Annotated in this window: 24 protein-coding genes; 2 read left to right on the top strand and 22 right to left on the bottom strand. The window is 57.5% G+C overall.

All coding sequences use genetic code 11. The annotated features are described in order from the left end of the window. Position 1 precedes the first annotated feature (1 nt). From F1379_RS07860 to F1379_RS07940, 17 genes are all read right to left on the bottom strand, one after another. Complete coding sequence (locus F1379_RS07860) at positions 2-1,465, bottom strand: circularly permuted type 2 ATP-grasp protein (protein WP_150268217.1); 1,464 nt, start codon at positions 1,463-1,465, stop codon at positions 2-4. A gap of 439 nt (positions 1,466-1,904) precedes the next feature. Then, positions 1,905-2,906, bottom strand: coding sequence for a signal recognition particle-docking protein FtsY (ftsY, locus tag F1379_RS07865; protein WP_150268219.1), 1,002 nt, complete (start codon positions 2,904-2,906; stop codon positions 1,905-1,907). Between the two features lie 77 nt (positions 2,907-2,983). Next, entirely contained in the window at positions 2,984-6,553 is a 3,570-nt protein-coding gene (smc, locus tag F1379_RS07870) for a chromosome segregation protein SMC (protein ID WP_150268222.1), read from the bottom strand. 176 nt (positions 6,554-6,729) lie between these two features. Continuing rightward, the gene (gene rnc / locus F1379_RS07875; protein ID WP_150268226.1) at positions 6,730-7,437 is read right to left on the bottom strand and encodes a ribonuclease III; all 708 of its coding nucleotides are present in this window, start codon (positions 7,435-7,437) and stop codon (positions 6,730-6,732) included. A gap of 12 nt (positions 7,438-7,449) precedes the next feature. Further along, complete coding sequence (fabF, locus tag F1379_RS07880; protein ID WP_150268228.1) at positions 7,450-8,688, bottom strand: beta-ketoacyl-ACP synthase II; 1,239 nt, start codon at positions 8,686-8,688, stop codon at positions 7,450-7,452. A gap of 203 nt (positions 8,689-8,891) precedes the next feature. Then, positions 8,892-9,125: an acyl carrier protein gene (locus F1379_RS07885; RefSeq protein ID WP_019911228.1), complete on the bottom strand. Its 234-nt coding sequence runs from the start codon at positions 9,123-9,125 to the stop codon at positions 8,892-8,894. Positions 9,126-9,248: 123 nt separating this feature from the next. Further along, complete coding sequence (gene fabG / locus F1379_RS07890) at positions 9,249-9,998, bottom strand: 3-oxoacyl-[acyl-carrier-protein] reductase (protein ID WP_150268230.1); 750 nt, start codon at positions 9,996-9,998, stop codon at positions 9,249-9,251. Between the two features lie 52 nt (positions 9,999-10,050). Beyond that, complete coding sequence (gene fabD, locus F1379_RS07895; RefSeq protein WP_150268232.1) at positions 10,051-10,974, bottom strand: ACP S-malonyltransferase; 924 nt, start codon at positions 10,972-10,974, stop codon at positions 10,051-10,053. 91 nt (positions 10,975-11,065) lie between these two features. Then, positions 11,066-12,055 (bottom strand): beta-ketoacyl-ACP synthase III, encoded by a 990-nt coding sequence (locus F1379_RS07900; protein ID WP_150268234.1) that lies wholly within the window; start codon positions 12,053-12,055, stop codon positions 11,066-11,068. Positions 12,056-12,064: 9 nt separating this feature from the next. Continuing rightward, a complete protein-coding gene (gene plsX / locus F1379_RS07905) occupies positions 12,065-13,054 on the bottom strand; it encodes a phosphate acyltransferase PlsX (protein WP_150268236.1) in 990 nt (329 codons plus the stop codon). Beyond that, positions 13,038-13,634, bottom strand: coding sequence for a transcription factor FapR (gene fapR, locus F1379_RS07910; protein ID WP_150268238.1), 597 nt, complete (start codon positions 13,632-13,634; stop codon positions 13,038-13,040). Before fapR ends, plsX begins: the two co-directional genes overlap by 17 nt. Positions 13,635-13,903: 269 nt before the next feature. Then, the gene (locus F1379_RS07915; RefSeq protein ID WP_150268240.1) at positions 13,904-15,376 is read right to left on the bottom strand and encodes a phytoene desaturase family protein; all 1,473 of its coding nucleotides are present in this window, start codon (positions 15,374-15,376) and stop codon (positions 13,904-13,906) included. Next, positions 15,373-16,518 carry a glycosyltransferase family 2 protein gene (locus tag F1379_RS07920; protein ID WP_150268242.1) on the bottom strand — a complete coding sequence of 382 codons (1,146 nt, stop codon included), beginning with the start codon at positions 16,516-16,518 and terminating at the stop codon, positions 15,373-15,375. Before F1379_RS07920 ends, F1379_RS07915 begins: the two co-directional genes overlap by 4 nt. Then, positions 16,515-17,249 carry a lysophospholipid acyltransferase family protein gene (locus F1379_RS07925; RefSeq protein WP_150268244.1) on the bottom strand — a complete coding sequence of 245 codons (735 nt, stop codon included), beginning with the start codon at positions 17,247-17,249 and terminating at the stop codon, positions 16,515-16,517. Before F1379_RS07925 ends, F1379_RS07920 begins: the two co-directional genes overlap by 4 nt. After that, complete coding sequence (locus F1379_RS07930; protein WP_150268246.1) at positions 17,218-18,003, bottom strand: carotenoid biosynthesis protein; 786 nt, start codon at positions 18,001-18,003, stop codon at positions 17,218-17,220. The genes F1379_RS07925 and F1379_RS07930 overlap by 32 nt, the downstream gene beginning before the upstream one ends. A gap of 287 nt (positions 18,004-18,290) precedes the next feature. After that, positions 18,291-18,464, bottom strand: a complete 174-nt coding sequence (gene rpmF, locus F1379_RS07935; protein ID WP_019911234.1) for a 50S ribosomal protein L32 — start codon at positions 18,462-18,464, stop codon at positions 18,291-18,293. A 54-nt stretch (positions 18,465-18,518) separates the two neighbouring features. Continuing rightward, positions 18,519-19,040, bottom strand: coding sequence for a YceD family protein (locus F1379_RS07940; protein WP_150268248.1), 522 nt, complete (start codon positions 19,038-19,040; stop codon positions 18,519-18,521). 149 nt (positions 19,041-19,189) lie between these two features. On the opposite strand from F1379_RS07940, the gene F1379_RS07945 reads away from it, so the two are divergent. Then, on the top strand, positions 19,190-20,440 hold the full coding sequence (locus F1379_RS07945) for a nucleotidyltransferase (RefSeq protein WP_150268250.1): 1,251 nt from the start codon (positions 19,190-19,192) through the stop codon (positions 20,438-20,440). On the opposite strand, the gene F1379_RS07950 is transcribed toward F1379_RS07945, so the two are convergent. After that, positions 20,430-21,467, bottom strand: coding sequence for a SepM family pheromone-processing serine protease (locus F1379_RS07950; protein ID WP_150268253.1), 1,038 nt, complete (start codon positions 21,465-21,467; stop codon positions 20,430-20,432). The two genes, F1379_RS07945 and F1379_RS07950, sit on opposite strands and share 11 nt — an antisense overlap. A 159-nt stretch (positions 21,468-21,626) precedes the next feature. Here F1379_RS07950 and F1379_RS07955 point away from each other — a divergent pair, with 159 nt between their 5' ends. Beyond that, complete coding sequence (locus tag F1379_RS07955; protein ID WP_150268255.1) at positions 21,627-22,850, top strand: nucleoside recognition domain-containing protein; 1,224 nt, start codon at positions 21,627-21,629, stop codon at positions 22,848-22,850. Here F1379_RS07955 and coaD read toward each other — a convergent pair. The 4 genes from coaD to F1379_RS07975 form a co-directional block, all read right to left on the bottom strand. Continuing rightward, positions 22,810-23,340 carry a pantetheine-phosphate adenylyltransferase gene (gene coaD, locus F1379_RS07960; RefSeq protein ID WP_150268257.1) on the bottom strand — a complete coding sequence of 177 codons (531 nt, stop codon included), beginning with the start codon at positions 23,338-23,340 and terminating at the stop codon, positions 22,810-22,812. The genes F1379_RS07955 and coaD overlap by 41 nt on opposite strands. Then, positions 23,324-23,935, bottom strand: coding sequence for a 16S rRNA (guanine(966)-N(2))-methyltransferase RsmD (gene rsmD / locus F1379_RS07965; RefSeq protein ID WP_150268259.1), 612 nt, complete (start codon positions 23,933-23,935; stop codon positions 23,324-23,326). Before rsmD ends, coaD begins: the two co-directional genes overlap by 17 nt. A 361-nt stretch (positions 23,936-24,296) precedes the next feature. Further along, positions 24,297-24,551 carry a hypothetical protein gene (locus F1379_RS07970; RefSeq protein ID WP_150268261.1) on the bottom strand — a complete coding sequence of 85 codons (255 nt, stop codon included), beginning with the start codon at positions 24,549-24,551 and terminating at the stop codon, positions 24,297-24,299. Positions 24,552-24,739: 188 nt separating this feature from the next. Beyond that, a complete protein-coding gene (locus F1379_RS07975; RefSeq protein ID WP_150268263.1) occupies positions 24,740-25,162 on the bottom strand; it encodes a hypothetical protein in 423 nt (140 codons plus the stop codon). Positions 25,163-25,277: the final 115 nt, after the last annotated feature.

Consider the following 25,277-nt stretch of genomic DNA (forward strand, 5'->3'; position numbering starts at 1 on the left):
TTTACGCCATGACCCAGGTATCCTTGACGCCTCCTCCCTGCGAGGAATTCACTACCAGCGACCCTTCCTTCATCGCTACACGGGTTAATCCCCCGGGAATGACATGCGGCTTGCGGTCGGCACCCATCAGTACGAATGCACGCAGATCGATATGGCGCGGTGCCATTGATCCTTCCGACAATACCGGAGCCCGGGACAGCATCATGATCGGCTGGGCAATATACCGCTCGGGGTCGGCCAGTATTTTGAGCCGGAATTCGTCCAGCTCTTCTCGGGTCGCTTCACTGCCGATCAGCATGCCGTATCCGCCGGACAGGGAGGTCTCCTTGACGACCATCTCTTCCAGGTGATCCAGCACATACTGCCGCTCCTGCGGCCGGCCGAGCAGATAGGTCGGCACATTGTTCAGAATCGGCTCCTCATTGAGATAGTAGCGGATCATGTCCGGAACATACACATACATGGCCTTATCATCGGCTACTCCGGTGCCCGGTGCGTTCGCAATCGCAATGTTTCCGGCACGGTAAGCATTCATCAGCCCTGCCACGCCGAGCAGTGAGTTCGGCTGGAACGCCAGCGGGTCGATATAATCGTCATCCAGTCTCCGGTACAGGACATCGACCCGGCGCAGACGGTTCATTTCCTTTAAATAGATTTTGTGGTCTTGCGCAACAAGGTCGCGCCCCTCCACCAGATAAATGCCCATTTGCTGTGCCAGAAACGCATGCTCATAATAAGCGGAGTTGTACTCACCGGGCGTAAGCAGTGCGATAACCGGGTCCTTCGTCCGGGAAGGCGACAGACTGCGCAGGACAGACAAGAACCGGTTCAGGCTGTGATCCACATCCCGGATCGAACTGGCAAAGGCCAATTCAGGAAACAGCTGGTTCATCAGCGACCGGCCCTTGAACAGATACGAGAAGCCCGAAGGAGTCCGCAGGTTGTCTTCCAGCACATAGTAACTGCCGTCGCGGTGGCGGATCAGGTCGATGCCCGAGGTGTTAATGTACGCGCCTCCGGGTATCCGCAGTCCCGCCATTTCCGGCCGGAAGTAGCAGTTGGAGAGGATCATGCGCCGCGGCACAATCCCGTCTTTGACGATGTACTGTTCATGATAGATATCGTGAATGAACAGATTGAGGGCGGTAATCCGCTGCGTTATGCCGGCTTCGAGCATCTCCCATTCACTCTTCGGTATGATCCGCGGAATCATGTCAAAAGGGATCGTGCGCTCCATCGGATGATCCTGGGCCGGATTGTACAGCGTAAACGTAATCCCTTCCTCCATCATTCTGCGCTGCATCAGCCTGTGCTTGCCCTGCAGCTCTTCGGGGCTCATCCCGGAAAACATGCGGTTCACATGTTTGTAGTGCGGCCGGACACTCCGTTCATCGGCATACATTTCATCATAATAATGCTGCAGCGGATACGGAGATAAACCGGGCAAAGGATCAAGTTTGGACATGAGCCCGACTCCTTTCGGATCAAAGTGTGTTAGTTTTTCTGACTTTTATGAAAATATCATTGCAAATTTACCGCAAATTCACGGATTAACTAGTTTCATAATACGTAAATGCCGATATCTATGTCAATATATATAACAGCAAAATGGAGTTTATGAACCATCCCACATACCTGGAATCGCTTCCTTTCTACGAAAGGTATATTCGGGGGATAATCTGATTTACACATCAATTGTATGCGCGCGGGCTGACAAGCAGTACAGTTGTTATTGTGAATATTTCATATGATGATAGGCTGCCAATAAGAAGGTATGAAAAAAAGCCCGCAGCGCATCACTTCCTGATCACTGCGGGCTTGTCCGGCCGGGCCCTATCTTTAAGCCGTAGGCCTTAACTTATGATGTTTCTTGCTGGTTGTACAAAGATAGAATAGGCCACTTCCTATTCCTCTTCTTGCTCACTGCTCTCCTCGTCACTGATCATCCCGTCGAACAAGGCATGGACGAACTGCTCGGAATCGAACGGCTGCAGGTCTTCCATCTTCTCGCCGAGGCCCACCAGCTTCACCGGCAGGTTCATCTCCTGACGGATTGCCACGACGATGCCGCCCTTGGCCGTACCGTCCAGCTTGGTCAGCACGAGACCGGTAACGCCGCTCTTCTCGCCGAACAGCTTGGCCTGGGTCAGCGCGTTCTGGCCTGTCGTCGCATCCAATACCATCAGCACCTCATGCGGAGCGCTCGGAATCTCGCGCTGAATGACGCGGAAGATCTTGTTCAGCTCTTCCATCAGATTGGTCTTGTTCTGCAGGCGTCCTGCGGTATCGCAGATCAGCACATCGACGCCCCGCTGCTTGGCAGCCTGTACCGCATCGAACATCACTGCCGCCGGATCGGAGCCGGCCTGCTGCTTGATTACGTCGACACCTGCGCGTTGGCCCCAGACCTCCAGCTGCTCGATGGCTCCGGCCCGGAACGTATCGCCGGCGGCAAGCAGCACCTTCTTGCCCTGCTGCTTGTAGCGGTGCGCCAGCTTGCCGATCGTCGTCGTCTTGCCGACTCCGTTAACACCTACGAAGAGAATGACCGTAATGCCATCCGGATTCTCTTTCAGTGTATTATCATCGTCGCCGCGCAGCAGCTCCATCAGCTTGCGGGAGAGGATCGGCTGCAGCTCGGCAGCATCCTCAATCCGTTTCTGCTTCACCTCGGCACGCAGGTCCTCAACCAGCGTCATGACCGTATTCACGCCCACATCGGCACCGATCAGAATTTCTTCCAGCTCTTCATAGAACTCTTCGTCGATCTTCTTGCGGCGGATAATCAGGTCGGAGACCTTCTCCACGAATCCTTTGCGTGTCTTCTCCAGCCCTTCACGGAATTGCTTCGTTACACTTTCCGTCTTGCCGGAGATGCTTTCCTTCAATTTCTTAAAAAAGCTCATCGGGCTCCTCCTAAAATGTAATGACATCCCCTTGCGGAAATGCTTCGCTTAAATGGTGTTCCCTCATTATATTAGGATCAGGCAATTTCCGCTTCCTCGTCTTCGAGCCTCACGGAGACCAGCTTGGATACGCCGCCTTCCTCCATAGTTACCCCATACAGCACATCCGCTTCCTCCATCGTGCCCTTGCGGTGCGTGACGACGATAAACTGCGTCTGCTCGGAGAACTCGCGCAGGTATTGGGCAAAGCGGACCACATTGGCTTCATCCAGCGCAGCTTCCACTTCATCCAGTACGCAGAACGGTACAGGCTTGACCTGCAGAATGGCAAACAGCAGCGCCATCGCCGTCAAGGCGCGTTCGCCGCCGGAGAGCAGCTGCAGGTTCTGCAGCTTCTTCCCGGGCGGCTGGGCAACGATGTCGATCCCCGTATCGAGCATATGCTCCGGGTCCAGCAGCATCAGATCGGCGCGGCCGCCGCCGAACAGCTTGGTGAATACCGTGCCGAACTCCCTGCGGATCGCGTCGAAGGTCTGCTTGAATCGCTTCGACATTTCTTCTTCCATCTCGCGGATGACCTGATAGAGTGTGGTCTTCGCTTCTACCAGATCGTCCTTCTGGCTGCTCAGGAAGGTGTAACGCTCATGGACGCGCTGATATTCCTCAATCGCGCCCAGATTCACCTCGCCCAGCGCCGAGATGCTGCGCTTCAGCCGCTGCACTTCGAGCTGCGCCGCAGGAACATCCTCCGGCACCGGATAACGCTGCTTGGCCAGCTCATAGCTGAGCTCATAGTCGTCGCTCAGCTTGCGCAGAATATTGTCCAGCTCGACGTCCAGCCGCCCGACGGCGACCTCGGTCGAACGGAGCTTGTCCTCCACTGCGCGCAGTGCCTGACGCTGATCCTTGGTCTCGCCTTCCGCCAGCTCCAGCTTGCGGGTCAGTGCCGCGCGGTCCGCGCGGGCCAGATCAAGTGCGGCTGCGGTTTCGTCCTTCTTCAGCCGGTAGCTGTTCAGGCCTTCCTTCTGCTTCACGGCTTCACGCACATTTTCGGCGAGATCCTGCTCGATGGTCATCAGCAGGCTGCGGCTCTGGCGCAGCTCCTTCTCCTGCGACCCGGCATCCTGCCGCATGCGCCGCAGCTGCTCTTCCAGGGAGAAGATCTCCTGGTCCAGCTTGCCCTCGGCCACCTTCATCCCGGTCAGCTTACCCTGCAGCTCCTCCTTGGCCGATTCGCTGGCCTTACGGTCGGATTCGGCCTGCCGGATGGCCTCGTGGGCCGCCTTCTCTTCGCCTTCCAGCCGTGCCAGCTCGGCCACCGCCTGGATGCGGCTTTCTTCCAGCGCGCGCAGCTCGCTCTCGAAGCTGCTGTGCTCTGCTCCCGCGCCGTCCACCTGCTCCTGGACATGGCGCAGCTCCTGCTCCAGCTGCTTCAGGTCGCCAGAGACGCGCTGCTCTTCGAGCCGCTTCTCGTCGCCGTCATGTCGCAGCTGCTCCAGCTTCTCCGCCGCGCTGCTTTGCTCTTCGCGCAGCCGGCCGATGCCCTGCTTCAGCTTGGCAATCTGCTGCTCCGTCTCCGTAATTTCTCCCGCCAGCTGGTCGAGCTGGCGTTTGCGGCTGAGCAGGCTGTTGTTCTTTTTGTGCTGGCTACCGCCGGTCATGGAGCCGCCGGCGTTGACAATATCGCCCTCCAGCGTCACCACGCGGTAGCGGTATTGGCATTTGGCGGCAATCCGGTTGGCCTGCTCCAGGTTCTCGGCAATAATCAGGTTGCCGAGCAGGCTGCCGACGATGCTGGAATACCGCTCGTCATAGCCGACCAGCTCGGAGCCGATGCCGACGAATCCTTCAGCGCCCTCCACCATACTGCGGTCGCCCCCGCTGATCTGCCGCGGCCGGATAACATCCAGCGGCAGGAAGGTGGCACGCCCCAGCTGGCGCTGCTTCAGGAACGCAATCGCCTGTCTGGACACAGCCTCATTCTCCATGACTACATGCTGAAGCGAAGCGCCAAGCGCAGTTTCCACTGCCAGCTCCAGCTTCTCCGGTACGGCAATCAGCTCGGCGACGGCACCATGCACACCGCTGAGCTGCCCTTTGCGGGATGCCTTCAGCACCTCTTTGACGCCCAGCATGAATCCGTCGAAATCATCCTGCATTTCCTTCATCGTATCATGCCGCGATACCTGTGCCTCGCGCTTCTGCTCCCATTTGCGCAGACCTGTCTGCGTCTCCTCCAGCAACTTCTGGCGCTTGCTGGTCTGTTCGCTCTCCGAGATATACGCATTGCGCAGCGTACCGATCTCCTGGCCAAGCGCGGCAATTCGATCCTTCAGCCCCTTCTGGGCAGAGGTCAGCTCGGCCAGCCGGGCGGTCCACTTTCCGCTCTCTTCCTTGCTGCGGCTCATGCGCCGCTCCAGGTTCTCCTTCTGCTGGTCAGCGTAGCGGATCTCATTGCGCGCCTGGGCCATCAGGTTCATCAGCTCCAGGAGACCGCTCTTCAGCGACTCTTCCTTGCTCTGGCTGATCCCGCCGCTGACGCCTTCCAGCCGCTCTTCTTCGGCGGCAAGCTCACCGCGAAGCTTCTCCAGCGACTGGCGGGACAGCTCCAGCTTATGCTCCAGCTCCGCCAGCTCCCGCTGCCGTCCCTCGGAGCGTTCACCCACTGATCCCAGGGTAGCCAGCAACTGCTCGCGGTTGTTCTCCAGATTGCGTTTGCGTTCCTTCAGGACTTCTCCGAAGCCTTCGCTCTTCTCCGTAGCTTCACTGTAGCGCAGCAGCTGCTCCTGCAGCTTCTCCACCTGCTCCTCCAGTGTCCGCAGCTCTGCCCGGCCGCTCTCCAGCTTGGCGTCATGGGCAGATACAACCGTCGACAGCTCAAGCTGTTCCACCTTCAAGGTCTCCAGCCGGGCATTGCCTTCCTGCCAGGCCGTATGTATCCCTTCAATCTGGTGCACATACACGGATATTTCCAGCTGCTTCAGCTGCTCCCGCAGCTCCTTATAGCGAATCGCCTTTTCGGACTGATCCTTAAGCGGACCGACCTGGTCTTCCAGCTCACTGATCAGATCATGAATCCGCAGCAGGTTCTGCTCCGTTTCATCCAGCTTGCGGCCAGCGTCCTTTTTGCGCGATTTATATTTCACAATGCCTGAAGCCTCTTCAAAAATCCCGCGCCGGTCCTCGGACCGCGTACTCAAAATCTCTTCAATCCGGCCTTGTCCGATAATGGAATAGGCTTCGCGGCCGATGCCGGTATCCATGAACAGCTCGGTAATATCCTTCAGCCGGCAGGCCTGTTTATTAATCAGATACTCGCTGTCCCCGCTGCGGTGGACCCGGCGTGTAACCGTCACCTCACTGAAATCAAGCGGCAGTGCATGATCCTCGTTATCCAGGGTCAGCGATACTTCGCCGTAGTTGACCGCTTTGCGCGCATCGCTGCCGGCAAATATGATATCCTCCATCTTGCCGCCGCGCAGCGACTTGGCGCTTTGTTCGCCCAGTACCCAGCGGATACCGTCGGAAATGTTGCTCTTGCCGCTGCCGTTCGGGCCAACTACCGCCGTAATGCCGCGCACAAACTCCATTTCCGTCTTGTCGGCGAATGATTTAAAGCCGGCTAATTCGATCCGTTTCAAAAACATAACAGTTTAGTCACCTCTGCATCATTATACCACAGCGTCCTTACCCCTAGAATAACCCCGCAAATTCATTCATTTCAATAAGGTTGAAAAAGAGCAGCAAAGGTCTGACTGCGCCAGTTCATCCGGCGTTTCAGACCACTTGCTGCTCTCCTCCGCACGCGTTATTCTCCGGCGCCTTATGAGGCTCCGTCTTCCTTCAGCTGCAGCAGTGCCGCAGCCGCAGCCCGCTGCTCCGCTTCCTTCTTGGAACGGCCGCTGCCCTTGCCGAGCGAACGGCTTCCCATAGAGACCTCGGAGACAAATTCCCGCTCATGGGCAGGTCCCCGCTCTTCAATAATCCGGTACTCCAGGGTTCCAAGCCCGTGATGCTGAATGAGTTCCTGCAGTTCTGTCTTGAAGTCGCTGATCTGCATCTGCAGCTTGCCGTCCGTCTCCACCAGCGGGAAAATGGACTCGTCCAGAAACTTCCGCACCGTCTCCAGACCCTGATCCAGGTAAAGCGCTCCCACGAAAGACTCGAACACATCGGCCAGCAAGGCCGGGCGGGTACGTCCGCCCGTAAGCTCCTCCCCTTTGCCCAGCAGCACATATTTACCGAAGCCGAGGCTTTCCGCGAATTTGACCAGTGAGGGCTCGCACACGATGGCGGCCCGCAGCTTGGTCAATTCGCCTTCCGGTCTGTCCGGCAGCAAATTGTACAAATATTCGGACACCGTCAGCTCCAGGACCGCATCGCCGAGAAATTCCAGCCGCTCATTGTCCTGGTGCTGATTGAACCGGTGTTCGTTGACATAGGATGCATGGGTAAAGGCTTGCTTCAGAAGTGCAGGATCGTGAAATTGGATGTGAAGTTGGTTCTGTAACTGCTTCAGGTCTCCTTTCACCGCACTGTCCCCTTACTGATTGAATTTTTTGAGAATTACAGTTGCGTTGTGGCCGCCGAAACCGAACGAGTTGGACATCGCAATGTTGATGTCCGCCTGACGCGGCACATTCGGCACATAATCAAGATCGCATTCCGGGTCCTGATTGTCCAGATTAATCGTAGGCGCAATCATGCCCTTCTGCAGCGACAGCCCGCAAATAATGGCCTCCACACCGCCGGCCGCGCCGAGTAAATGCCCGGTCATCGACTTCGTGGAGCTGACAGCAACCTTATAGGCATGGTCGCCCAGCGCCTTCTTCACGGCTGCCGTTTCCGACTTGTCGCCGACAGGCGTCGATGTTCCGTGCGCGTTGATGTAGTCGATCTCTTCCGGCGCAATGCCGGCGTCGCGGATCGCCATCTTCATGCAACGGGCCGCACCGTCGGGATCGGGCTCAGTCATATGATGCGCATCCGCGCTCAGGCCATAGCCGATCACTTCGGCATAAATCCGGGCACCGCGCTGCTGCGCATGCTCCAGCGATTCCAGAATCAGAATGCCGGCGCCTTCGCCCATGACAAAGCCGTCACGGTCCGTATCAAACGGCCGACTGGCCTTCTCCGGCTCATCGTTGCGCGTCGACATCGCGCGCATCGCACAGAAGCCGGCCATCCCGGTCGGACGGATCGTCGCTTCCGAGCCGCCGCAGATCATGGCGTCGGCATCGCCGCGCTGGATCAGGCGGAACGATTCGCCGATGGAATGACTGCCAGTCGCACAGGCCGTTACCGTCGTTGTGTTCGGACCCTTCGCTCCCAGACTGATCGAAATCTGTCCGGAACCCATATTGGCGATCATCATCGGAATGAAGAACGGGCTGACACGCTTGGGGCCTTTTTCAAGCAGGAGATTATGATTGTCCTCCCAGGTCCCCAATCCGCCGATGCCTGATCCAACCGATACGCCGATCCGCTCGGCGTCAATGTTCTCCCCCAGGACGAGTCCGCTGTCCTGCAGCGCATCCTGGCCTGCGGCCAGGGCAAACTGCACGAAGCGGTCCATCTTGCGGGCTTCCTTGCGGCCGAACATTCCTTCAGGATCGAAATCTTTAACCGATGCGGCAATCTGCGTTGTATAGTCGCTGACATCAAAGGCCTCGATTGCCGATACACCGGATTTTCCGCTCATCAGGCTGTCCCAGAAGGTCTCCAGGTCCTTGCCCAGCGATGTTAATACTCCCATTCCTGTAATAACCACTCTATGACTCAAACAATATCACCTCATCTGTAGCTGTAACTGCAACGTATTATCTTATGCTTCTGGCTTGGTCGATCTATATAAACTACAGCACGCAGAGTCCTTGCCTTCGCTGCTGTTATTATTCCCTTCTTCATGGAAAGCGTACACCTTCAGGCGCTGAAAATGAGGAGAAGTCCCGCCCTAGCAGGAACGGGACCCTCAATCATAGGACACTAGGTATGAGATTGTATGTACTTCACAACTTCACCCACGGTCGTAATTTTCTCTGCATCTTCATCAGAGATTTCCATATCGAATTCATCTTCCAATTCCATAACCAATTCAACTACATCTAGCGAATCAGCACCTAAATCATCTTTGAAAGACGCTTCTAAGGTTACCTCAGCTTCATCGGCACCTAAACGGTCGATGACAATGCGCTTTACACGCTCCAATACATCGGACATCCGGTTCACCTCCTCTTTTGGTATTATACGAGATATGAAGTCAAAATACCATAGAGCGCCAAAAACGCTTTCCGGCCCGCTTCATACCTCTTCCCCCTAAGCATTGCAGGCTCTTAAATAGCCTTACATGTACATGCCGCCGTCGACATGCAGCGTTTGGCCCGTCATGTAGGCGGCCCCTTCAGAGGCCAGGAATAAAGCCGCGTTGGCAATGTCCTCCGTACGCCCGAGCCGGGCCAGGGGAATCCCCTTTTCCAGCTCGCTGCGGACATCATCGGACAGCTCGCGGGTCATATCGGTGTCTATAAAGCCCGGAGCAATGCAGTTCACGGTAATGCCGCGGGAGGCCAGCTCCCGGGCAGCCGATTTGGTCAGGCCGAAGATTCCCGCCTTGGCGGCCGAATAGTTGGCCTGCCCCGGATTACCGGTAACCCCCACCACCGAAGAGATGTTGATGATCCGGCCGTAGCGCTGCTTCATCATAGGACGGGTGGCGGCCTTCAGGCAGTTGAATACGCCCTTTAGGTTGGTCTCAATCACCTGGTCGAATTCTTCTTCCTTCATCCGCATAATCAGATTATCGCGGGTAATCCCCGCATTGTTGATCAGAATATCAATGCGGCCCCAGGTATTTAGCACTTCCTTGACCAGGGCGTCGGCGTCGGCGGAATGACCAACATTCCCCTTGAGCGCGATTCCTTCCGAGCCAAGCTCGGCAATGCGGGCAACCGTCTCCTGGGCGGCTGCTTCACCGCCGGCATAATTGACTGCAACCTTCACACCCTGCTCGGCCAGTGCCAGCGCAATACTGCGGCCGATGCCGCGGGAGCCGCCGGTGACCAGGGCCGTTTGACCTTTTAAAGCTGAGAACATGCAGCTCTCTCCTTTCGATGGTTCGCAGGGCTGCCGAGGCTGCCCGTGCTTGTTACCAGCCTGTCTGAACGCTCTCCAGACTGTTGACGGTGACCGTCTTGACCGTCTTGTCTACCTTGCGCACAAGACCGGTCAGCACTGCACCCGAGCCGATCTCCACGAAAGTGTCGACGCCGGCGGCGATCAGCCACTCCACAGTATCCTGCCAGAGCACCGGCGAATATACCTGACGGACCAGCAGCGCACGGATCTCTTCAGGATCGGTTACCGGCTCAGCGGTAACGTTGGCAATCATCGGCACGGCAGGTGCATGAAACTCCACCTTCTCCAGTTCGGCAGCCAGACGCTGCGCCGCTTCCTTCATTAAGGAGGAGTGGAACGGGCCGCTGACCTCCAGCGGTATGGCCCGCTTGGCTCCGGCTTCCTTAACCCGTTCGATCACCGCATTTACACCGGTAAGTGTACCGGACACGACAATTTGTCCCGGACAATTGACATTTGCCAGTTCCACGGAGTGGCCAATTGACGTAATGTCCTTGCATAAGGTATCGAGAGCTTCACGGTCGGCGCCGAGCACAGCCGCCATCGCCCCCTGTCCTCCGGGCACCGCTTCTTCCATGAATTGTCCGCGCAGGCGGACCAGGCGGACGGCATCCTCATAAGACAGCACGCCTGCCGCGACCAATGCGCTGTACTCGCCCAGGCTATGTCCCGCAACGTAATCGGGCTTGCCGAACTGCTCGCCGAGCGCCTGCAGATAAGCAACGCTTGCCGTAACCAGCGCTGGCTGGGTATTCACGGTCTGCTTCAGCTCGCTGTCCGGCCCCTCAAAGATCAGCCGGCTCAGCCCGAATCCCAGCGCCTCGTCCCCTTTGGCGAACACTGCGCGGCTCTCCGGAAGAGCTTCATACACATCCTTACCCATGCCGACACTCTGCGCACCCTGGCCAGGAAAAATATATGCAATTTTACCCACTTGCAGCAACTCCCTCTTCAATGCCCGGATGTCTCAGTCCTTGTCTTCACATCCGGGCTTTCTGTCTGTAAATGAAATTCTGAAGTTGTTCTTACCAGACCAGTACGGAAGCTCCCCAGGTCAGGCCGCCGCCGAACCCGACCATCAGCACGGTATCGCCTTCCTTCATCCGTCCTTCTTCCGCCGCTTCCACAAGCGCCAGCGGAATTGAGGCTGCGGAGGTGTTGGCATAACGGTCAACGTTGATGACACACTTCTCTTCCGACAGCTCCAGGCGCTGCATTGCGGACTGGATGATCCGGATATTGGCCTGATGCGGTACGAAGAGGTCGATGTCCGTCTTGTCCAGTCCGGCCTTCTCCAGCACACGCTCTGTAGCTGTGCCCATTACCCGCACCGCAAATTTAAACACCTCGCGGCCGTTCATATAAATAAAGTGCTTCTTGTCTTCCAGCGTTTGCGGCGAAGCAGGCAGACGGGAGCCGCCCGCCTCCAGCTTGAGCAGGCTGCCGCCTGCACCTTCCGCACCCAGGTCGAACGACTTGAAGCCTCTGCCCTGCGGCACCTCGCCCAGAACAACCGCTCCCGCACCGTCACCAAAGAGCACGCAGGTGTTGCGGTCGGTGTAATCGGTAATCCGCGAAAGGGTGTCTGCACCGATAATCAGTGCGTTGTTGTACATTCCGGTCTGCAGGAAGCTGGTCGCTGTAGCCAGACTGTAGACAAAGCCGGAGCACGCCGCGGACAGATCGAACGCCGCCGCGCCCTTGGCGCCCAGCTTGTCTTGCAGAATGCAGGCGGTCGACGGAAATGCGGTATCGGGCGTAATCGTCGCCACGATGATCAGCTCCAGGTCCTCGGCCTTCATACCGGCCGAAGCCAGCGCCTTGAGCGCGGCTTCATAAGCCAGATCGGAGGTCGCCTCATGCTCGGCGGCGATATGGCGTTCGCGGATGCCGGTGCGGCTGACGATCCACTCATCGTTGGTCTCCACCATTTGTTCCAAATCACTGTTGGTTAATATTCTCTCCGGCACATATTTGCCGGTTCCGATAATCCCGATGGGTCGCAGACTGTTCATTTCTTTCACTCACTTCCCGCTAATTTCCTTGGATATGCCGGTAACCAGACCCGACTGAAGCGCCAGCCGCGCCTGTCTGACCGCATTCTTGACAGCATTGCCGTCCGATGAACCATGACCTTTGACGACCAGACCGCTAAGACCGAGCAGCGGAGCCCCGCCGTGTTCCTTGTAATCCAGCTTGCCCTTCAAGGCTCTCAGCTCAGGCATCAGCATCGCTGCGCCCAGCTTCGTCTTGAACGAGCGGGAGAACTGCTCCTTCAGCAGCGAGAACATCGCCCCGGCGGTCCCTTCCAGCGTCTTCAGGAGTATATTGCCGGCGAAGCCGTCGCAGACCAGCACATCGCAGGCCCCGGTCAGCACATCGCGCGCTTCCACATTGCCCACAAAATGAATGTTCGTCATCGACTCCAGCAGCGGATAGGCTTCTTTGGTGAGTTCGTTGCCCTTGCCCGGCTCTGCCCCGACATTCAGGAGACCGACACGCGGCCTCACAATGCCATGCACCTTGTTGCGGTAAATGCTGCCCATCAGCGCATACTGCGCGAGATGCTGGGGCTTCGCATCCATGTTCGCACCAAGATCAAGCGCCAGTACACCGACATCGTCGAGTGTCGGAATCATCGGCGCCAGCGCCGGACGCTCAATGCCTTCCATCCGGCCCACCACGAGCAGCCCCGTCGTCATCAGTGCGCCGGTGTTGCCCGAGGAGATCATCGCCTCGGCCTCGCCCTCGCGCACCATGCGCCCGGCGACGACCATGGATGAATCCTTCTTGCGGCGGACGGCCTTAACCGGCTCCTCATCCCCGCCGATCACTTCGGAGGCATGCCGCACCGTCACATTGGACGGCTTGTTCGCCAGGAGCGGTGCAAGCCTCGCTTCATCTCCGACCAGCACAATCTGAGTATCCTTCCATTCCGCAGCTGCAGACAACGCGCCTTCCACATTGCTCTCCGGCGCGTGATCCCCGCCCATGGCGTCAATGGCGATCAGCACTGCGTATTCCCCCTTCGCTGTGTTCTTCGTTGCCGGACCGGTACACAATAAAATGGCCCTGAAACACCAACTCTTCCCCGACATAAGTAAATACGTCCACTTCCGCCTTGCCGCCCCGGCCGGCCAGGGAGCGCACCTGCGCCTTGGCAATGCATTTCTCTCCCAGCCGCACCATGCGCACAAAGCGGATATCAGCGGATGCGGTCAGGGCAATCTCATCGTTGATCACGGCAACGGCCAGCGAATTCGCCTGGCCGAACACATAATGTCCGCGGGCAATCCCGTTTCTGGAGAAGACATGCTCCTCCCGGATGTCGAATATGGATATCCCGCTCTTGTCCAGCTGCAGATCGACAATCTCGCCGACCACCTCATCCGCCGGCAAGGAACGGACCTGATCATACGTATGCTCCGCCATCTGCTTCATCCGTTCGCGCAATTCCGGTATCCCCAGCTCCAGGCGGTCAAGCCGGATCGTCTGGATACTCACCTTCAGCTGCCGGGTTAATTCCCGGTCGGTCACAAACGGGTTCCCGTCAATGATGTGCAGCAGCTGCTGCTGACGCTCTTTCTTGGACATCCGCTCTATGGCGGCTCACCTCCTGGCACTTGCCCACAAAGCAATCGGCCACCGGAAAATGGCCGTATTCAATAGGATTATTTTATTGTCACGTTTATTTAGAACCAGGTACTAATATGTAGTATAAATCATGCCGCCGCAAAAATAAAGCTTTGTCTTTACTTCCTCCCCAGCCGGCACCCCGCCGACCATCAGGAATGCCTTCATTGCCTGCGGCACGCTTCATTATACATTGCCGGTTAGTGAATCACAAAAAGACGGGCAGCCAGTCAGCCCCCGTCTGCGATCCGCTCGCCCACCAGCCTCCCGGACAGGGAGACCACCGGCGTCCCTCCCCCGGGGTGGGTGGTTCCGCCCACATACCACAGGCCTTTCACTTCCCGGGACTGGTTGGAGGGACGGAAGAACGTCTGCCGTACGGAATTGGAGGAGATCCCGTAAATGGCGCCCCGGTGGGCCAGCGTATCCGCAGCAATATCCTGCGGGGTGTACCGCTGCAGAACCTCCGCCTGGTCCAGTCCATCCACACCGGATGCCTCCAGCATCCGCATAACCCGCCGCCCGTATACCTCCGCCTCCTTGCGCCAGTCACAGTCATCTGTCACATACGGCGCATTGGCCAGAATAAACAGATTGCTGCCGTCCGCCGGAGCCATTTCCGGCTCCGAATATCCGGAATAGCAGATATACACAGCCGGATGCTGCGGAGAGCGTCTGTTGTCGAAGATGTCTGTAAATTCAGGCTCGTATTCCCGGGGAAAGAAGACCGTATGATGCAGCAGCCGGTCATACTTCCTTCTTATCCCGGCAAGTGTGACCAGGCCGGACAATGAGGGCTCATAGCCTGCAATCCGGCGGTCCCCCATGGTCCGGCGGCTCTCCGGCGGCAGCAGCCGGCTGACGGTGAGCACATCGCCGCCTGCAATCACTGTCCCGGCCGGATAGAAGCCGCGCGTGGTCTCCACTCCCTCCGCCGCACCATTGACTACCGAGATGCCGGTTACCTCTGTACCGGTAATGATCTCCACGCCCAGCCGTCCGCAAAGCGCCACCAGCCCCTCCACAAGCTTATACGTGCCTCCCTTAACCCCGTAAACGCCCAAAGCACTTTCCACATGCCCCAGCATGGCAAATATGGACGGCGACCGGTAGGGGGAGGAGCCCACGTATGTAGCGTAACGGCCCATCAGTGCCAGCGTATTGGGGTGCCGGAAATACCGCTTCAGCAGCGACTGCAGCGTAACCAGCGGCCGGACCCGCAGCAGATCGCCGGCAAGTCCCGGAGACAGCTTCTCCTTCCAGGAGAGCAGCAGCCGGTTCAGGAACTGCTTTTCGCTGAGCCGGTAAAGCTTCTCTGCCTCGGCCATGAACCCGGCATACCGGGCGGCATCCCGGGGGGAGTACGCAGCAATCTGTTCCCGCATAAACCCGGCATCCCGGGACAAATCAACCACATGCCCGTCGGCAAAAACATTCCGCGTCCTCGGTTCAAGCTCGTAGAGCTGTACATAGTCCTCCATCTCGGCACCGGCAAGCTCATAGAGTGAACGGAAGACATGCGGCATGGTAATCGTACTGGGCCCCCGGTCAAACGTATATCCCTGAAGTGCTACACGCTGCAGCTTGCCGCCCGGCAGAGCCTGTCTCTCCAGCACAGTGACCTTCCAGCCCTTGGCTGCCAGCGTGACTGCACAGGAGAGGCTGCCGAAGCCGGCCCCGATAATAACCGCCTGTCTGTTCATTGATAACGCCTCCCTTTCCATTCATATCCCCGGCCCGATGCGCCGCCGCGCCAGGAGCCGGCAGCGATGGCGATCAGACAAGCCATGCTTGCCGGAAGCAGCAGACAGAACCAGAACGGCTGTCTGCCCGCCGCATCTGCCGTCCGTTTCACTGCAGCGCCGCCGGCCAGAGCGGCGGCCGCCCAGAGCAGGGCCTGCATATCTCCGGTAAACACAGCCCAGAATGCGGCTATTACCGGAAAGATATACAGCAGACTGTAGAACAACAATACACCCAGTAGAAGCACAGGACTCCGGCCCAGGCCGGCATATATATTTTTGCGGTAACCGTTCCAGACTTCTCTGGCGTTATGGTACATCCGCATTTCAGTAACGCCGCTGATATCCGCAAGGGTAACAGGCTCGCCCGCACGCTTGACCGCACGCGCCAGCGCCATATCGTCCACCAGCTGATCCCGGATGCCGAGGTGCCCTCCGCAACGGGCATAGCTCTCGCGGTGAATCAGCATAAATCCGCCGTGTGCGGCCACAAACCGCGGATCACCCGAGCGCCGGACCAGCGGAACCGGCAGATGGCAGATAATTGTAAAGACCATCAAGGGGACGGCCAGCCGCTCCAGCCAGGACCCGGTCACTTGACGCGGGAAGCCGGTAATCAGGCCGCGCCCCTGGCTGCCTGCGGCGGCAAGCGCCGCACCCAGCGCCTCCGGCTTCAGCCGGATATCCGCATCCAGATACAGCAGCCATTCACCTGCCGCAGCTTCGGACAGCTGCGCGCAGGCATGGCATTTACCCGCCCAGCCTTCCGGCAGCTCCCGGCCGGCTAGCACCTGCACACGCTCTCCTCCGGCTGCGGCCGCCAGCCCGCCTGTCCCGTCTGCTGACCGGTCATCCAGCACCAGGATTTCAATGTCGTTCCCGCCTGTGCTGCAGGCAAGCACAGACGACAAGCAAGCGGCGATATTCCCGGCCTCGTCGCGGGCCGGAATAAGCACGGACAGAGCAGGCGCATCAGCTCTAAGAGGCTGCGGCATCTTTCTCCTGCGCGACTCGCCCAAGACCGGCAGCCGCGACGCATTCCACAGCGCAAACAGCAGCTGCAGCAGGATCAGCGCCGTAATTCCCTGAAGAACAGCAGTCATCGGCCTCCCCTCCTCCATGCGTCATAGCGTTCATGGATGGAGCTGCCGGACTTGATGAGCGGCTTGAAGCCTTCGGGCACATGGCCTTGATGCTCAAGCACGGTCTGCCTGTGCCGGTCCAACTGCTCCTCCAGACAGGCACCTAGCATCGCCGTGATCCTGTGCCTGTCCATGTCCTTCCAGTGATACCGGAGCGGCTCTCCAGCCATCAGCGTAGCCTCCGGCTTCGGATGGAAGAACAGCCCGTGGTACAGGGTTACGGGCACAACGGCCGTCTGCGGAGACATCCGCAGCACGACAGCGGCGCCGTCCATCAGCGTAAGCGGGCGGTGCTCCAGCGGCAGAAGCTCTCCTTCGGGATACATCCAGACGCTATCTCCGGCACGCAGCAGAGCGGCTGTATACCGCAGCGATGCGCCGACATCCGCCGGTTCACCGCGGTTGATAGAGTAAGCGCCCAACCGGCGGAAGAAGGAAAATTTGCGCAGCTGCGCCTCCTCCATCATGAAATAATGCTCACGGGCAGTTAATGCCGCCGCAGCATGATAAGCCAGCAGCCCGTCCCACCAGGAGCTGTGGTTCATCAGATAAAGTACCGGACTATTCCCTGCTGAGGCTGGCTGTAAATCACCTGATATACCGATGAAACGGAAATGCCTCCGCAGCAGATACCATGAATTATAACGGCGGAACAGCGCATTAAAGCTTTTGGATTTGGCGGCTTTGAGCATAACGCAGGCTCCCTTCAGATAGAACAATTCCTGCACAGGCGATGACCATGCAGAGCGGAAGCCCTTCCCGCAGGGCCACCAGTCCGAACAGGATCAGCACACCCTGGTAGAGTCTGGTCCCGCGCCGGACAGTCAGCTTCGTCAAGGAGACGGCAGGCAGGAACAGCGACAGTATGGAACCGGCGATCAGCCATCCGGCAAAATTACTCAGCGGCACCTGATAGAACCAGCCGCCGCCTTCCCAGGACCAGAAGCCCCTCGCATGGGCCACAGGATCCAGCACCAGATCCAGCAGTACCGTCCAGAATCCGACCTGAAGCGCCCTCAGCAGCTTAAGCCGCCAGCCGGTCTGCCCGAAATCCCTGCTCAGCAGCACAGCATTGCAGATTACCGCAATCCAGGCAAATCCCAGTGTCACCGGAACACTCAGCAGCAGCGGCCCCAGAATATCGGAATATTCATAACTACCGAATAAGTGCCCGGTGTGAACGCCGAACCACTCCACTGCCATCCCGCCAAGCCAAATCATCGCGGCGGACCAGAAGAAGTAACTCCGCTTCTGCGGCAGCGATCCCGGAACTGACTGGCCGGTCATATGCGCACGGCGGGCACTCTGTAACAGCAATTCCCCCGCATATAGCGCGTAGAATACGAGAAACAGGCCATTGGAAAATTGCAGACCCGCCGGAACGCTGAAAAAAATGAGCAGCAGCGCACCAATACAGTACCAGCTCCAAAAGGTAATCCTGATCATCCCGAGCACCGCCTATCGACCAGTCTGTCAACAAGAGTGCTAGAATAACGCTGTGCGCTTCGGCTTACACAGCGTTCCTCCTCACATGGGTGCATAATCGTCTCATTCAATAGTTTTCATCTCCTTTAGGCTGTGTACAAACATTATACATATATTCTACAAAAATTACACATACACGATGTATCCCGTAACTCTTTTTCTTTTCCGGGAATATAATGATGGCTTTGCTTTTGTGCATACACAAAAAAACACCCCATCCGAAGATGAGGTGTTTCCCTGTATAAAGACTATTGCTTGATGATCTCTCTTGCTTTGTACGTTCCGCAAACTTTGCAAACGTGGTGAGCCAATTTCAGCTCGCCGCATTGCTCGCATTTCACCATGCCTGGAACTACCAGCTTGAAGTGAGTACGACGTTTGTCGCGACGTGTCTTGGACGTTCTGCGTTGAGGTACTGCCATGTGTTAACACCTCCTGGTTTCCTTGTGAACCCGCGCTTTCTGCGGGATTGGTTCTTAGTCATCTTGCTTGGTAAAGAGTCCTTTCAACGCAGCGAATCTTGGATCGATCACTGTGTTGTCGCAACTGCAGGTGCCTTCGTTCAAATTTTGTCCGCATGTGTGACAAAGACCAAGACAGTCTGCCTTGCACAATACCGAATCCGGCAAGTGCAGTACGAAGTGTTCCTCCACGAACGGAGTGAGCTCCACAGTCTCATCCTTGATGTAGATGATATCCTCATCTTCATCTTCGGGAGGCTCGGGCTGTTTCAGCCACTGGTAAGTCTCAGCAAAAGGAATATCAAGCTTCGTCTTAACCTCTGTAAGGCAGCGTGAGCATAACATGTCCACACTTCCTGTCAGTTTCCCCACCACGTTCACCTGATCGGTATCCGCGGGCAGCGCATTAAGGTCCACTGAGAGCGGTGCAACGGCAACAATATCCTTACGCCCTTTGACAAACCCGCTTACGTCCAGCGTTTCATGGAAATGTACAGGTGCGTCGGCGTTTGCTACTTTGCGAAAGTGAATCTTCATAATCATCACTCCAAACAAACAAAATTTATTATACCTATTATTACCGGAGTTTGTCAATCATTTTCCCTTGATATTGTTTCAAGGAAGCGGACAATTTATGATAGAACTATTAAATTGTCCTGAATATGATAACCGGAGTGAAGCAACCAGTGAACACAGTCGGCATTATCGCAGAATATAATCCTCTACATAACGGGCATGTCCACCATTTCCGGGAGGCCAAGCGCTTGTCCGGCGCAGACCATGTCATCGTCGTCATGAGCGGGCCGTTCACCCAGCGCGGCGAGCCTGCCGCCGTCAGCAAGCAGGCACGGACCGAGATGGCGCTGCGCATGGGCGCCGACCTCGTCATCGAGCTGCCGGTGGCCTACGCCGTTCAGCCAGCAGAGTGGTTCGCCTTCGGCGCGGTCTCCCTGCTGGCGGCAACCGGCGTTGTCGGCAGTCTCTGCTTCGGCTCCGAAGCCGGCAGCCTGGAGCAGCTGCGGCCGCTGGCGAAATTCCTGGCCGCCGAGAACGAACAGCTCAAGGCGGACATCAGCCGCCGTATGTCGCTTGGCGCGAGCTTCCCCGCCGCATACAGCGAAGCCGCTGCTGAGGCTTGGAATGCTTCATCCCAAGGGTCTTTCCTGGGAGAAGAGGAACCGGCGGCGGTGCTGCACCTTCTCCGCCAGCCCAACAACAGCCTCGGGCTGCACTATCTCATCGCCCTTGAGCGGCTGAAGAGCGGCATAGTCCCGCTGACGGTGCCGCGCACCGGCGCCGGGTTCCATGACCCGCTGCAGCCGGGTTCAAGCATTGCCAGTGCGACCGCGGTCCGCCGTCTGCTGGCGGAAGGCGGTTCTCCGGCGCCATACCTGCCGGACTACAGCCTGTCCATTCTGGACAGAGAGCTGGCGGCGGGCCGGGGTCCGGTCACGCTGGAGGATTTCCGGCTGCCTCTGCGCCATACACTGTTAACGCGCAGCGCTGCGGAACTCCGCGGCCTGCACGACATGAACGAAGGCCTGGAGAACCGGCTGCTTCGTGTATTCAGCGAGCTGGAGCCCTTCACATTCGATGGGCTGCTGCTTGGACTGAAGAGCAAACGCTATACGCACACCCGGCTCCAGCGCCTGCTCCTTCACACCCTGCTGAACCACCGCAGGGAGGAAATGACTCCACAGCAGCTGGCCCAAGGCCCGGCGTATCTGCGGGTCCTTGGCTTCAGCGCGGCCGGAAGGCAGCTGCTGAAACGGATGAAACACTCCGCTTCCCTGCCGGTGGTCACCAGTCCGTCCCGGTTCAATCATCCAATGCTGCAGCAGGACATTGCTGCTGCGGGAGTGTATGCCACAGCCTTCGCCGCGCCGCAGCGGCAAGAGCTGCTTGCCGACTATTTGCTGCCGCCGGTTATGGTTTAACCGGCAGCTCCTTCATATAGTTCAGCGCCTCATCCAGCGTGGAGACCGGCACCAGCTTCATCCGGGTGCCGATCTGGTCGGCCCGCGCTTTTGCCTCCTCGTAATTCTTGACCGGAACAAAGAAAATCTCCGCTTCTTCACGGTCTGCGGCGACGATCTTATGCTTCACGCCGCCGATAGGCCCAACCTGGCCTTCGGCATCAATGGTCCCCGTGCCCGCTACCCGGTAGCCCTTGCTCAAATCCCCCGGGGTGAGCCGGTTATAGATTTCCATGGTAAACATCAGGCCCGCCGAAGGGCCTCCCACCTCGGTATCCACAAAGCTGATATCCCGGCCCTCTTCCTGCGGCTCTACCTTCTGAACGGCGCCGATACTGATGCCCAGTCCGGGACGGACGGCCGAGCTCTCCTTGTCTTTGATCTCAACAAGCTTCACCTGCTCGCTCAATTCCCTGCCGTCCCGCTGCAGGGTAACCTCAACCTGGTCGCCGATGGCATGGGACGACAGCAGCTTAGCCAGCGCTTCAGCATCAGTCACACCCTGTCCGGATACCGTCAGAAGCCGGTCTCCGGGACGGAATTGCTCCTTATTGCCGCTCTCCGGAACGGAGAACACATATAAATAATCGGTGACCTCTTCAAAAGGCACCTTGGCCGCCCGGTAAGCGGCCTGGACGGCGGACGACTGCGAGCTGCTCATATAATAGACCTGTTCAGCGGCGTACTCCTGCTCCGTCCGGTCGCCCAGCCTCGTCTCCTTGGCCACAATTTCCGCGTAGGAATTGAACATGGACATGACCAGCAGTGCCACATTGGCATAACTGGCGGATACCGTTGTCATCATAAATGTCCCCTGCTCCTGCGGATCGGCGTTCTCCACCTGAATCATAGGCGCAACCTCGGAGGCGCTGCCCGGACGATACACGATATACGGCGTGTTCATAAATACTACAACATATACGATAACCACAAAGGTTACCAAATAAATAAAAGCGCGGAAGCCTATCCGTCGTTTCGGTTGCTTCAAATGCTGTCCCTTCTTTCTTTCCGCCGGCGCTCTGCTGGAACACTAGAGTCTGCATGAACATGCTTCACCTCTTTCGGCAAGGCATGTCATCCGTTAGCCCAGCATAACATGATAACAGGTCAAGCCCATGTCTTATGCTATGAAGAGGTGGAACATAACATGAATCATTTGAAAATACGCCGGATCGCTTCGGGCACCGCACCGTTTCTGTCCGGTGCCCTTGCCATACTGCTCGCGGCCGCCATCGTCGCATCGCCCGAATCCGCCTTTCAGGCTTCGCTGCAGGGCCTGAAGCTATGGTGGACGCTGGTCTTTCCGGCCCTGCTGCCGTTCCTGATGCTGTCGGAGATGCTGACAGCCTCAGGGGTCGTCCACGGGCTCGGCGTCCTGCTGGAGCCGGTGATGACCCGCGTCTTCCGGCTTCCGGGTGCCGGGGGATGGCTGCTCACCCTGGGCATGAATGCGGGCTTCCCTGCGGGAGCCGCAGGTGCCGCGCAGCTGTACAAGCAAGGCAGCCTTTCAGGCCGGGAAGCCCGCAGGCTGGCTGCGCTAAGCCACTTTGCCAGCCCCGTAACGCTGCTGATTGTGGTAGGTATAGGCTTCCTGCAGCACCCGGGGGCCGGCTATGCGCTGCTAGCCATCCACTGGGGGTCGGGCCTGCTTGCCGGCTTCACCACCGCACGTGTAGCCGGAAGACTGGACGCACAAGCCGTCCCGGACCAGCCGGCGGCCAGACGCAGTTCCTGGAGCAAGCGGGCCGTTCAGGCTGCTGCAGAAGCCCGGGCAAGCGACGGCCGGAGCTTCGGCAAGCTGCTTGGCGACTCCGTCGCCTCCGCCGTTCAGCAGCTGATGATTGTCGGCGGCTACATGATTATCTTCGCCGTCGTCATTCAAATCGCCGCTCGCCTAATTCCGTGGCTTCCTGCAGTAGTGACCGCAGGGCTTCTGGAGCTGCACCTGGGCGCAAACGCCATTGCCCCCGCTGTGAATCAGTCATCCGCCCAGCCCGCCGTATGGACAGCAGGCCTGTTATCGGCAGCGCTGGCATGGAGCGGGATTTGCGGCCAGCTGCAGGCCTTGTCCGCATTGAAGCCAGCGGGAGCCCGTTATCTGCCCTACGCTGCAGCACGCCTGCTGCATGCCGTGTATGCCTTTCTGCTTACGCTGCTGCTATGGAAGCCGCTGCTCTCCGGGCAAGCTGTTGCCTTGCCCGCAGCCATCTTTCCCGCAGGCACGGCTAGTACTGGCGATGACTTTACTGCACTGCCTGTGTGGAGCACGGTTCCCCGGCTGCTCGGTGTGCAGAGCGCGGTGCTGCTCCTATTATTGGCATGCTCCGCCGTTATTTATGTCGCTGCCCGCTTTCGGCAGCCAAGGCGCTGAATTTGCTCCGAATCGCCTGCTCTACCTCCGGCGTTACAAATTCGGATACATTGCCGCCGAAATGCGCCAGCTCTTTAACAACACTGGAGCTGAGATAGGAATACTTCGGATTGGTCATCATAAAAATCGTCTCCGCATCCGGACTCAGGCTGTGGTTAATGGACGCATTTTGCAGCTCGTATTCGAAATCCGTCACCGTACGGATGCCGCGCACAATGACCTGGGCATCCTTCTGGCGCAGATAATTCACCAGCAAATCACGGAAGCTGTCGACTTCCACATTCGGAATATCGGCTGTGGCCTGACGCAGCAAATCCGCCCGTTCCTCTACCGTGAACAGCGGATTTTTGCTTAAATTGTTCAGGACGGCCACGATCAGCCTGTCAAATTGCTTGGCGGCACGCCGGATGATATCCATATGTCCCAGGGTCACCGGGTCAAAGGTCCCGGGATAAATGGCCACCCGTTCTTTTCTAATCTGCTCGCTCATCTGAGTCCTCCTCGCCACTTTCCGCCTCTTCCCCAGGAAGGGCAGACTCTACCCTGTAGATAGAAATCGTTGTTTCCCCGTAAACGGCATGCTTGGTTTGGCGGAACCCGGGGATATCCTCCGGGTATGCATACCCGGATTCATGCTCCAGTACAATGAGCGCCTCCGGGCTGAGCAGCCCTTTCTGCAGCATGGTCTGCATAAGATCAGCCCCATGCTTCAGCCGGTAGGGCGGGTCCAGAAAGACCAGATCAAATACCTTTCCCCGCTTCTCCATCGCACTGAGCGCACGTCCCGCATCATTGCGGTATACCTCAGCCTGCGCCTCCAGCTTCACCGTCTTCAGATTGGCGCGGACGGTATCAATGCTCTTCGGCTCCATGTCCACAAATACCGCGCTCTCCATCCCTCTGCTGAGCGCTTCAATTCCCAGTCCGCCCGTTCCGGCGAACAGATCCAGCACCGTGCCCCCGTCGAAATAAGGACCGATCATGCTGAACACGGCCTCCTTGACCTTGTCGGTCGTCGGCCGCGTTCCGGTGCCTGGCACGCTCTTCAGCGGTCTGCCCTTTGCACTTCCCGATACAACTCTCACCGATCATTCACCTGCTTTTTGTCTCTGCTGTTGTGTTATGCCGTTTCGGCATCGTAGCAAGCCTATAGTACCACAATTGACGGATGATTGAAAAAGCCTGTCTGTTTCTGTCGCCCAAAAAATATTCAGGTGTATGTATAAAACCAGCCCGGAGCGGACATGCTGTAATTATCGACATCACAAAATGTCGTAGACAACCGCGGAGCAGGCTTACGTTTCCCCATAAGCTCTTCGTCCGGTTTCTCCTCTCCCATGAAAGGGGCTCCCGAAAGGGAGCCCCGATTTTTGTGCAGTCATTTATCAAAAAAGCCCGGCGCCTTACAGCACCGGACTCCTTCATCTATTCATTCGCCGTAGCTGGTTATTTAATCCGTTTAAGCTGGGCTTCCTGCTCAATGGAACGGGCCGACAGCAGCTCAATAATCCGGTGCTGATTCTCCAGCAGGGATTCGATTTTGATTACACGCTCATTCGTTTCCAGTACGGCACGCTTGATTAGCTCCTGATCTTGCTTGATAATCTGCTGATCACTCTCCAACCGATCCAAACGTTCATTGACAGGTGTCAATTCTTCCCGAATGACTGACCGTAACAGCTGCGCCAAATCGTTATCCATAAGCTCCGCTCCTTCAATCAAGATATATAGGATTGTACCAGAAATGAAGCTCTCAATCTATATCAGAACAGCATTAACTATTCTCAAGGAATTATTTGCATTCATTAAAACAGACAACAAAACAGACACCCTTGACCCTGCCCAAATTGGCAGGAGTAAGGATGTCTGCAGCCAGGGTGAAACCGCAATTAGTCGGAAACCAGAATTCCGTCAAAGCTTTCCGGTCCAACGCGCACGGTTCCGAGCAGGTTGGACGTGACAAATGCAGTGTAGGTAATCTGCGGCGTAACCGGCGGCAGGTAATCGGCGGCGGAGAAGGCGATGACCTGCGGCGCCAGCAGGCTGAGGCTGAAGGTGGAGGTCGCCGAGTAGACAACGGGATCAGTCGGCAACGTGCCTCTGACGATAGTAATGGTAATCCCGACGAGAGCCAGCGGAAGCTGTACCGAAATGGTTCCTTTCAGAAGCACACGCGGGTTGGTAGTTACACCGGCCGACAGCAGGCCGATCTGCCCGAATAATTGCGGCGTGTTGATGGCCAGAATCGGAATTGCGATCGAGTTGCCTGTGCTGGCATTCTGCGAGGTTCTTGCATCAAGATAAGTTCCCATGGAAGCACCTCCTTTCTTCATGCATATCTCATTGTATTAAGAGAATAGAATCCTTGATTGGTCATAACTCCAGAACCTGCAAAATCCGCTTTTACTCTGCCGGCCAGGTACCTCC

This window comes from Paenibacillus tepidiphilus (genome assembly GCF_008635795.1).
Taxonomy (GTDB): domain Bacteria; phylum Bacillota; class Bacilli; order Paenibacillales; family Paenibacillaceae; genus Paenibacillus_AQ; species Paenibacillus_AQ tepidiphilus.

Excerpts from the sequence above, each read along its gene's own strand:
- F1379_RS07925 (WP_150268244.1), bottom strand. The coding sequence starts at position 17,249 with ATGCTCAAAGCCGCCAAATCCAAAAGCTTTAATGCGCTGTTCCGCCGT.
- F1379_RS07860 (WP_150268217.1), bottom strand. The coding sequence starts at position 1,465 with ATGTCCAAACTTGATCCTTTGCCCGGTTTATCTCCGTATCCGCTGCAG.
- fabG (WP_150268230.1), bottom strand. The coding sequence starts at position 9,998 with ATGTTCTCAGCTTTAAAAGGTCAAACGGCCCTGGTCACCGGCGGCTCC.
- F1379_RS07930 (WP_150268246.1), bottom strand. The coding sequence starts at position 18,003 with ATGATCAGGATTACCTTTTGGAGCTGGTACTGTATTGGTGCGCTGCTG.
- F1379_RS07940 (WP_150268248.1), bottom strand. The coding sequence starts at position 19,040 with ATGAAGATTCACTTTCGCAAAGTAGCAAACGCCGACGCACCTGTACAT.
- fapR (WP_150268238.1), bottom strand. The coding sequence starts at position 13,634 with ATGTCCAAGAAAGAGCGTCAGCAGCAGCTGCTGCACATCATTGACGGG.
- rpmF (WP_019911234.1), bottom strand. The coding sequence starts at position 18,464 with ATGGCAGTACCTCAACGCAGAACGTCCAAGACACGTCGCGACAAACGT.
- F1379_RS07900 (WP_150268234.1), bottom strand. The coding sequence starts at position 12,055 with ATGAACAGTCTGCGACCCATCGGGATTATCGGAACCGGCAAATATGTG.
- coaD (WP_150268257.1), bottom strand. The coding sequence starts at position 23,340 with ATGAGCGAGCAGATTAGAAAAGAACGGGTGGCCATTTATCCCGGGACC.
- ftsY (WP_150268219.1), bottom strand. The coding sequence starts at position 2,906 with ATGAGCTTTTTTAAGAAATTGAAGGAAAGCATCTCCGGCAAGACGGAA.
- F1379_RS07885 (WP_019911228.1), bottom strand. The coding sequence starts at position 9,125 with ATGTCCGATGTATTGGAGCGTGTAAAGCGCATTGTCATCGACCGTTTA.
- smc (WP_150268222.1), bottom strand. The coding sequence starts at position 6,553 with ATGTTTTTGAAACGGATCGAATTAGCCGGCTTTAAATCATTCGCCGAC.
- F1379_RS07975 (WP_150268263.1), bottom strand. The coding sequence starts at position 25,162 with ATGGGAACTTATCTTGATGCAAGAACCTCGCAGAATGCCAGCACAGGC.
- F1379_RS07955 (WP_150268255.1), top strand. The coding sequence starts at position 21,627 with ATGAATCATTTGAAAATACGCCGGATCGCTTCGGGCACCGCACCGTTT.
- F1379_RS07970 (WP_150268261.1), bottom strand. The coding sequence starts at position 24,551 with ATGGATAACGATTTGGCGCAGCTGTTACGGTCAGTCATTCGGGAAGAA.
- F1379_RS07915 (WP_150268240.1), bottom strand. The coding sequence starts at position 15,376 with ATGAACAGACAGGCGGTTATTATCGGGGCCGGCTTCGGCAGCCTCTCC.
- F1379_RS07920 (WP_150268242.1), bottom strand. The coding sequence starts at position 16,518 with ATGACTGCTGTTCTTCAGGGAATTACGGCGCTGATCCTGCTGCAGCTG.